This is a genomic window from Chloroflexota bacterium (assembly GCA_018648225.1).
Lineage (GTDB): Bacteria > Chloroflexota > Anaerolineae > Anaerolineales > UBA11858 > NIOZ-UU35.
Map to the genome: position 1 here is coordinate 46,587 of JABGRQ010000119.1, position 8,658 is coordinate 55,244.

Consider the following 8,658-nt stretch of genomic DNA (forward strand, 5'->3'; position numbering starts at 1 on the left):
TTTGGAAGCAAGATTTACTGGGGCTTGTCCTTATAAAGCGCAACTGTGTTCCCGGTGGGGTCTTTAAATACGGCAAACCAACCAACTCCAGGGATTTCTGTTTCGGGGACAATGCTCGTGCCGCCGTGTTTCTCGATTTGTGCCAGCGTGGCTGGAATATCGTCGGTGCTGATATAGATTAACGTCGTTCCGGCAGGATTTTCTTCGCTCACGGGGTTGAATCCGCCTCCGGGGCCGCCCTTGGCTGTGAAGGTGGCATAGTTCATTTCAGGCATTTGTTGGATTTTCCAATCAAAAACTGAATTGTAGAACTGACCGGCAGCTTCACGGTCGGCGGCTGAAAACTCAATATGGATAATCGGATGCTTAGACATGGCTGTGGCTCCTTGGATTGAATCAGAATAGGATAGCCATATTATAGAACATATATTCTTAATTTGTAAAGGGGATAAAAATTGTCCGAAAATAAAAGTACCTGGGAAAATTTCACCCAGGTACTTTTATTTTCGGGGGTGCGGCACAAAGTATTATTGTGCGCGTTGAACGATTTCCACAACTTCAGGCAAATCAATGCCTAATTCTTTGAGCTTTTCTACGGTAGGAATGCCGTTATTATTCCAGCCGCGGCGTTTGTAAACGGTATCGGTCATTTCGGCGTATTGCGCAAAGCGATGCTCTCGCAGGGTAGTCATTTTTTCTTCCAGACTCATAGCTTCGGGATCAAGCCCCAGAATATCTTTGAGTTGACCGTCATAACGTTCCTGGCGGGATTCATACTCATCGGTGGTGACTGGTCCCATAGCGCGGTAGGGAACCACATCGTGTTCGCGGGTGCCGAAACCTACGCGCAGGTTAAAGACGCGCTGGAAGTTGTAAACCCGCTCTGATTGTGCCAGCAAATCATCGGGGGTGACTTTTTTGCCGGTCAGACCCTCATAGAGCCAGGTGTAGTTTTCAACGTGTTCGGGAACTTTATGCGGCTCGTCGGTCTGGGCGTTGTTTTCGGGCAGAATATCGTTCCAAGGGAGCTTGCACAGCCCGTGGATGGAGAACCAGGTGCGCCACATGGGGAAGTAGTGCAGCGCTTCGGCTTTGTCTTCGAGGGTAGGCAGCTGCTTGTTTACTTGATCCATGAAGATCAGCCAGGCTTCGTCGTGCTGGCCGCCTTTCAGCGCCAACCCGTAGCCGCCTTGCTGGGCGATGGATTCTTTGGTCATATACTCCGAAATTTCCAGCCCCTTGGTTTCCATGGCGATGTCGTTCAGGAAGGCCGCGTCGCCGCCAAATTCCTCGGCAAAATACTGCTTCATATAACGCGTACCCTGCCCAACGGTCACACCGAAACCCTCCCCCCGCGCCATTTGGTGCAAAATCTCCAGGGCCGAGTCGGCGTTGCCCCAGGTCAGGTCCAGTCCGCCGGTTTTCTCCGCATCCAGAATGCCATATTGCCAGCACTCCATCACAAAGGCTACGCAGTTGGCGAAGGAGATGGTGTCGACCCCGTAGGTGTCGCAGTAGAAATTCATCTCGATGACGGCCAGCGGGTCAAACACCCCGATGTTGGAACCCAGCCCGGAGACGTTCTCGTATTCGGGGCCATCGACGAGCACTTTCTCGCCTTTGTAGGGGCCGGTTTGCAGCGCGAAGCCATCCACACCGTGTGAGCACGACATGGTGCAGCCTGCCCAGCAGGCATCGTTGATGCCCTGTGTGAATTGTTCGTGCCAGACAGACGAGTCGATTTTGCTGTGTTCGGGGTGCGCGCCGTAGCGGAAGTTGTGTACCGGCAGCAGGTCAAAGTGATCCATGATCTCGACCAAATGGGCGGTGCCGACTTTGCGCATCTGGTTCTGTTTGTCGTCCAAATCGGAAATTTCTCTATTGATGCGCTTGCCAGCCTGACGGATCATGAACATATCCACCGGATTATTGACATCGCCTTTGAGGCCGTTAAATTTGACGACAATACCTTTGATGCCTTTATCGCGGAAAACGCGCCCGGTGCCGCCGCGTCCGGCTTGTTTGAGGCGCATCTCCTGGCGGCGCACATCGTACCAACTGAAGTTCAGGCAGGCGTAGTTAATATGTTCGGCGGCCATCCCCGCGGTGACGGTAGAAACGCCATATTTGCCGCGTTTGCCGTCGCCGTAGTGTTCGGCGAGCTGCCCGGCCAATAAATGGGAGTCAACATCTTCCAATGGAGCTGTTTCAATGGAGACCGCACCGGTATCCCCGTCAATCACGATGATGACTTCGCCGAAGACATCTTCGGGGGCTTTGCCCTGGATGTCGATGGCATCAAAGCCCGAGAATTTGAGATACGGGCCGAAATAGCCGCCCACGTTGCTGTCGATCACGCTTTTGGTGAGTGGCGAGAGCGTGACCACAGTTGATTTGCCCAGGCCGGGGTAAGCTGTCAGCCCGCCAATAGGGCCGTTGGCGATCACCAGCGCATTTTCGGGGTCATTCCATTGGGTGTTATCCTTGATCGCCTTCCAAAGCAGCCATAATGCAAAGCCGCGCCCGCCGGTGAAGAGATCTTTCATTTGCTGCGTAACGGGTTGCTCCTGGATGCTGTAGTCTTCCAGGTTGATATGAAGCGTGCGATTGGCATACCCTTTATCGACGGGTTTGATCTTATAGTTGTAGGATGCCAGATTGTGGTGCGCTTTTTTTAGGGTTTCAATAGGCTTGGCAATCGTAGCCATATAACTTTCTCCTTTTTTGGGTGCACAGGGGTGAAGGTTTATATAATCCGCTGGCTGTTTATTTTCGAGAGTATATTATCACGCGCTTTGGCTGGATTTTCAACTGACAAAACTCCCGCTTTGATGGCTGAAAATCGAATCGTAACTGACCGGATCATCGAGAGTGAAATCCCGAAAATAGGTGTGCTCCCACGCACACCGATTTTTCGGTCTATTCTTCTTCGAGGTTGGGTTGATGCAACGAATCTGCAATCGTATCCAGCATCGTATTAAGCTTCAGGCTGCTATTGAGAATCTCCTGGGTGATGCGTTCAATTGTATCCGCCGATAATTGCTCTCGATCGTCTGAAAGCATATCTGCACACCCCATGATGATGCTGAGTGGATTCTTTAGATCGTGAACCAGCGCGTGAATCAGCGCATCGAGGGCTGAATCTTTCATCGCTTGTTGCAGCGGGGGAATAGCATGTAGTGCAGGAAAGGCAGGATCCTTACGGAGCGTTTTATTTCTGGTTGAGCGTGTGTTTTGAAAAATGAATTTTGCGCCTAAATGCTGCTCCAAAGCATCAATAATTTGCTGGCGCCGGAAAGGCTTTGGAATGAATCCATCGTAGCCCGCCGCCAAAATCTTGCTGCGATCTTCTTCGAAACTGCTGGCAGTCAGGGCGACAAATTTGATCTTCTCACGATTTGGCAACTTTTTGATCTCGCGAATCGCTTGCAAACCGTCTATTTCCGGCATACGAATATCCATGAAGATAAGATCAGGCAGCCAGTTTTTTACAATTTCAACCGCTTGTAAACCGTTATGGGCTTCTTGCAGATCGAAACCCAGTGGTTCCAGAATACGTGTGAGTAAATTGCGATTGGATTCAATATCTTCAACAACCAATATTCGATAGAGTGGCTGGTTGTCGGCTAATCTTGTGCGTTGTTTACCTGGGCGGTTTTTAGTGGCGAGCTTGCCAGGGTGGATATTGCCCTTCGCCAAAATTGTGAAGCGGAAAATCGAACCAGTGCCCACTTCGCTGCTGACGGTGAGTTTTCCGCCCATCATGCGGGCATATTCCCGGCTGATCGGTAAGCCCAAACCTACGCCGCCAATATCTGCGTTCTCGGAAGTGTTTTGAAAAAAGGGATTGAAAATATTTTCGAGCTGATCTTCCGGGATTCCGCTGCCTGTATCCTGCAGGGCGAATTTCAGTTCGAGCGTATCTTCATCCAGCGGGCCTGGGGCGGGCTGGCAGTGGACGATGAGGGTGATATTGCCTTTGGTGGTGAATTTGACCGCGTTGCTCATTAAATTTATCAAAATTTGGCGCAATTTTCGCCGATCGGCGAGAACGAATTGTGGCAGATCATCGGGCAACTCAAAGCCCAATGCTATATTTTTTTCTTCAATGGGTAGGCGGAACATCTCTGCCAGATTAGCCAGCAATTCCGGCAGATTAAAAGTTTCATTGTGTAATTCAATACTCCCGGCCTCGATTTTGGAGAAATCCAGAATATCGTTAACCAATGCCAGCAAGTGTTCACCGCTGCGGTTAATGATTTGAATAATATCGGCTTGCTGATGCGTTAAATCGGGTTCTTGCGCGAGTAACTCGTTGTAGCCCAAAATGGCGTTGAGCGGTGTGCGTAGTTCGTGGCTCATATGGGCAAGGAAGGTGCTTTTCGCCTGATTGGCAGCTTCGGCAGCATTTTGTGCCTCGCGTAACCGTTGTTCTGTTTTTTTTCGGTGACTAATATCTAGCCCTATCGACTGGTATTCGATTATTTCGCCGCGATGATTAAAGAAAGCTCGATCTGTCCATTGCTGCCACTGGATTTCCCCATTGGGCGAAATGATTTTGTGTTCGTATGTCTTCACCGGGGTGGCAGGGTTGAGCGATGCAAGGTGTGCTTTGGCTTGTTGAATTTCTTCAGGCGGAATGAATTCGAAAAAATTAAAACCAAGCAACTCTGCTGATGTTTTCGCGAAGGCTACACAGTAGGCCTGATTGACAAAAATAAGCGTGCCATCTGGATAAAAACGGCATATCAAAGCTGGCATATCTTCAACCAGATTCCGGTAGCGTTTTTCACTGTCGATTAGATACGCTTCGGATCGTTTTCGCTCAGTGATATCGCGTACAATGCTTTGGATATGTTTTGGCTGTCCGTCATTATCCAGAACGAGAGTGGCATTGATTTCTGTCGATAAAAAAGCGCCATCTTTTTTTCGGAATGTACGTTCATAAACAGGGAGCGTTTTTCCCGCCACGATGGCATGATAGCGCTCCATCGCTTCTGTAATTTCATGTGGAGCTACCATTTCGGCAATATGCTTTCCGACGAGTTCCTCCACGGGAAAACCTAACATATCCGTGGCTCGCTGGTTCACCAGGATATGCTTGCCATCCAGGTCTAGAATAAAGACCCCATCATTGGAATGTTGGAAAAGCGCCTGGTAGCGATGTTCGTTTTCGCTCTGTTCACTGCGTAAATTGCTGGCTTCGGTGATGTCGCGCAGAATAACGAAATAACCCCGTGGCGCTTTTTTTATGTTGTAAAGCGCCGCATAGGTGACTTCATAACGGCATAGCTTGCCCTGATGCGAAAAACTTATTTCCTCATGTGCCGGGCAAGGTTTTTGTAGTATTTCATAAAAGGGTTTGAAATTGGCGAGTACTCTTTCCGCCGATTTGCTGTTTACAGGCTGGGGTGCATTTTGTAGCAAAGCCGTCATCGCCGCGTTGGTGAATATAATCTCGTGGCGATGATTAAGCACCATGACCGCATCACTCAGTTGATTGAGGATCGCATTTTTATGATAATAAAAGGACTGGATGTTGAATTTTCCCCTTAGAGAAGTGAAGATGCCGATACCAATTACGCCGATCGCAAAAATCAGATATGGCAATAGTGGGACGAGACTCTCGAAATTCATGGGGCAGAAGTTGTGGGCGTCACAATGGAGGCAGGGAATTCTTCGGGTAATTGCACCCACCGCGAGCTGATCCAGCCTGCCAGCATTTCGTCGCCGTTTTGCCAGTTGACTTGCACCCAATCCCCATAAATTGCCAAAATCTGCACGGGCGTATCCACCAAAAGCACACCTTGAATCTTGGCGTCAATTTGTGGGGAGGCGCGCAAATTAACATTGCCGGTTGTGTAAACGACTGAAATTGTTGGCGACGGGATGGGCTGCGTGGCTGTGAGCGTGTGAGTCGCGCTGGGGATGAGCGTGGAAGTCGTGGCGTGGGTTGCGGTAGCCGTTGCCGTTGGGGTGGCGGTCAGTGTGGCGGTTGCTGTTGCCGTGGGCGATGCCGTGGAAGTTGGCGTAGCCTTTGGGAAAGCCAGCGGCCACAGGTTAATGGTGAACCACAGGTAGAAGCACGCCAGTGTGAGCAGCAAAACTGCACCGATCGCGGCTCCTGCCAGGCTATATTTTTGCCCGCGGCTGAGCGGCCTGGCCTGATCTTCAACGGGAGATGGCCGCGCCAACGCCCCTAATGCCGGAGCCAGGTTGGGGAGTGTTGCCGGATCGCCCGCATAATTTCGCAGCGCCGCGCTATGCTGCACATGCAAATCGGCGATAAATTGATGCAGTTCGGCGTGAAAACCCTCTGGCGCGATACCGGAATACACGATTGCCAAATAAATGTGCTGGCCGCTTTCAATGCTAATCTGCATATCCCCAAAGCTGATTTCGCCCAGTTCGGCGCTTGTGCTGGCCGAATTCGATTTAAAAGCATCCTGAACAAAATCGCGAATCGCGGTCAGCATAGCGCCGATCAAGTCTGAATCGTGCCCCTCGCCGCCGTCGGGTTGCTGGTGTGCCAGCAACAGCCCCGAATGGTGTTGGATCAGGAAGATTTCGCTAATATTGAAAGGCAACGCCTCGCGCAACGCCAGTTCAGCATTCGAAATACCGCTGAAGCGCGCCCGAAGACGTTTGACAAACCCTTTGGGGGTTAGTGGTGATTTTAGGCGTGCATCAATACTGCGTTGCAGTTCTTTGGAAAACTCGCTGATAGCACGCTGGATGGTTTCGCCAATAATCGGATAAATCGCTTCGACCATCTCTTTGCGCGAATCACGAATTTGTACACGGATCGCTTCCCCCATCACCGGGCCAATCGCTTCAGCCATTTCATCGGGCGAATCCTGAATCGTGCGCCGAATCAAACCGGTCATCACAGGTGTCAGGCGTTCTGCCAACTGCTGAATGTCGGCATTGGCCTGGGTTTTATCATCCAGCTCCGTGAGTTTTTCAAAGATGGCGTTGGTGCGCGCCGTTTGTGCCTGCTGCGATATATTTGTGCTAGAAGTCAGCGTGTGGAGTTCTTGTTCGAGGGCTTCTAATTGTTCTCGATCTTGCGAGAGAAGAATCGCCCGAACAATATTGAGCAGCGCCTCGCTATTGGGAGATGCTGCCGGGGTTGCGTCGGAAACTGTCATTGTGAGATCATGCCGCTTTCAGGCGTTGTCCGAGTTCGATCAACATCTCGCCGAAAGTATCGCGGGAAACTTTCTCATCACCCAATTTTTTCGCCAGTGAAGCCAATTGCTCTTCAAGCGCTGCGGCACGCGTTTCTAGCCCTGCAAGACGATCTTCAGTTACCCGCGCCTGCTCTCCATATAGAATATCGCGCAACCGTTCTAATTCGTTCGGCGAAGCTGCGCCGGGTTTTGATGTTTCAGCAGTCATACTTGCCTCCAAGAAGATAAAAAGATGTGGTATATTGCATAGAGTTTGTGTAGCAGCACACGATTGATAGCCTTTGTATTGTAACATTATGACCATGACGCGCACAGTTCAGAAAAAATTTTGTTTGTTGGGTGATTTTGCAGTTGGCAAAACCAGCCTGGTTCGTCGATTTGTGTACCAGCGTTTTGAAGAGAAATATTTGAGCACCATCGGCGTAAACATCAGCCGTAAAGAGTTGCAACTAAACCCACATGAACGCCTGCAAATGGTAATTTGGGATCTGGCCGGGGGTGAAGCATTTACTGGCCCGCAGGCCAATTATATAAAAGGCGCTTCCGGCGCAATGCTGGTTTGCGACCTCACCCGCGCCATCACTTTGTCAACACTGCGTTTATATGCTGCCGATTTGCAAGCAGCCAGCCCCGGAGCAGCTTTTGTGATCGTAGCCAATAAATCCGATCTGGTGGCGCAGCGTGTTCTCACCGAAGTGCAACTGGCCGAACTGGCCGAAGAATTTCAAGCGCCGCTATTTTTGACCAGCGCCAAAAACGACGAGAACGTTGAAGCTGCTTTTGCCATGCTGGCATCCAAGATTGCCTGATACTTCATATTATGGATCGTGTTTTAGAGTGGATAACCACCCGCCTGGCCCGGCAGCAAATCTTTGCCTATGCTTTGCTGGATGATGAATTACAAGTGGTGGAGGCGTACGGACTGGAAAATGTAGTTGATCCAGTTCAAGGGGGCGAAAACTCGTCCCTTTGGGAATACTTCCCCGCATTGATCGGTCTCGAAGATCGCCTGTACGAGATCGCGGCATCATCAGAGGGGGCTTTAGAAATCCCCCAAATTATTTCTCGCCTGCCCGATAGCGCGCCCATGTATTACAACTTGCGCGTCGAAGCCATCCACGAGTTTGGGGCGCGGCTCTTGATCTTTGCGTTGGATACCACGGAACAATCATCATTAGAACAACAATTGGTGCAGCAGCGCAATGAATTGCGCCTGAATATCGAAGCCCGCCAGCGCGCTGAGGCAGCCCTGCGCCAGGCCAAAGATGAGCTTGAAATCCGTGTTCGTGAACGCACATTGGAAATCGAAGACGCCAATCTTCAACTACAGGCGCTTCCCCGGCGTTTAGTTGATGTTCAAGAAAATGAGCGGCGCGAGATTGCTCGCGAACTACATGACGAAATTGGTCAGGCGCTAACCGGGTTAAACTTGCTCCTAAAGATGAGTACCCGCCTGCCCGCTGAA

7 protein-coding genes are annotated in these 8,658 nt (G+C 50.6%); 2 read left to right on the forward strand and 5 right to left on the reverse strand.

The genetic code is table 11. From position 1 onward, the window contains the following. Positions 1–14: 14 nt before the first annotated feature. The 5 genes from HN413_11855 to HN413_11875 form a co-directional block, all read right to left on the reverse strand. A complete protein-coding gene (locus HN413_11855; protein ID MBT3391091.1) occupies positions 15–374 on the reverse strand; it encodes a VOC family protein in 360 nt (119 codons plus the stop codon). A 153-nt stretch (positions 375–527) separates the two neighbouring features. Beyond that, positions 528–2,708 carry an aldehyde:ferredoxin oxidoreductase gene (locus tag HN413_11860; GenBank protein MBT3391092.1) on the reverse strand — a complete coding sequence of 727 codons (2,181 nt, stop codon included), beginning with the start codon at positions 2,706–2,708 and terminating at the stop codon, positions 528–530. Between the two features lie 211 nt (positions 2,709–2,919). After that, positions 2,920–5,481 carry a PAS domain S-box protein gene (locus tag HN413_11865; protein ID MBT3391093.1) on the reverse strand — a complete coding sequence of 854 codons (2,562 nt, stop codon included), beginning with the start codon at positions 5,479–5,481 and terminating at the stop codon, positions 2,920–2,922. 152 nt (positions 5,482–5,633) lie between these two features. After that, entirely contained in the window at positions 5,634–7,151 is a 1,518-nt protein-coding gene (locus HN413_11870; protein ID MBT3391094.1) for an SH3 domain-containing protein, read from the reverse strand. A gap of 7 nt (positions 7,152–7,158) precedes the next feature. Continuing rightward, positions 7,159–7,401: a hypothetical protein gene (locus HN413_11875; GenBank protein MBT3391095.1), complete on the reverse strand. Its 243-nt coding sequence runs from the start codon at positions 7,399–7,401 to the stop codon at positions 7,159–7,161. A 94-nt stretch (positions 7,402–7,495) separates the two neighbouring features. Between HN413_11875 and HN413_11880 the strand changes: the two genes are divergently transcribed. Then, complete coding sequence (locus HN413_11880; GenBank protein ID MBT3391096.1) at positions 7,496–8,002, forward strand: GTP-binding protein; 507 nt, start codon at positions 7,496–7,498, stop codon at positions 8,000–8,002. Positions 8,003–8,013: 11 nt separating this feature from the next. After that, positions 8,014–8,658 (forward strand): hypothetical protein (locus tag HN413_11885; GenBank protein MBT3391097.1); only part of this gene is annotated, 645 nt, incomplete at its 3' end.

What these genes read in the sequence shown, in the direction of transcription:
- HN413_11865 (MBT3391093.1), bottom strand. Translation starts at nt 5,481, where the DNA reads ATGGTGCTTAATCATCGCCACGAGATTATATTCACCAACGCGGCGATG.
- HN413_11880 (MBT3391096.1), top strand. Translation starts at nt 7,496, where the DNA reads ATGACGCGCACAGTTCAGAAAAAATTTTGTTTGTTGGGTGATTTTGCA.
- HN413_11875 (MBT3391095.1), bottom strand. Translation starts at nt 7,401, where the DNA reads ATGACTGCTGAAACATCAAAACCCGGCGCAGCTTCGCCGAACGAATTA.
- HN413_11870 (MBT3391094.1), bottom strand. Translation starts at nt 7,151, where the DNA reads ATGACAGTTTCCGACGCAACCCCGGCAGCATCTCCCAATAGCGAGGCG.
- HN413_11855 (MBT3391091.1), bottom strand. Translation starts at nt 374, where the DNA reads ATGTCTAAGCATCCGATTATCCATATTGAGTTTTCAGCCGCCGACCGT.
- HN413_11860 (MBT3391092.1), bottom strand. Translation starts at nt 2,708, where the DNA reads ATGGCTACGATTGCCAAGCCTATTGAAACCCTAAAAAAAGCGCACCAC.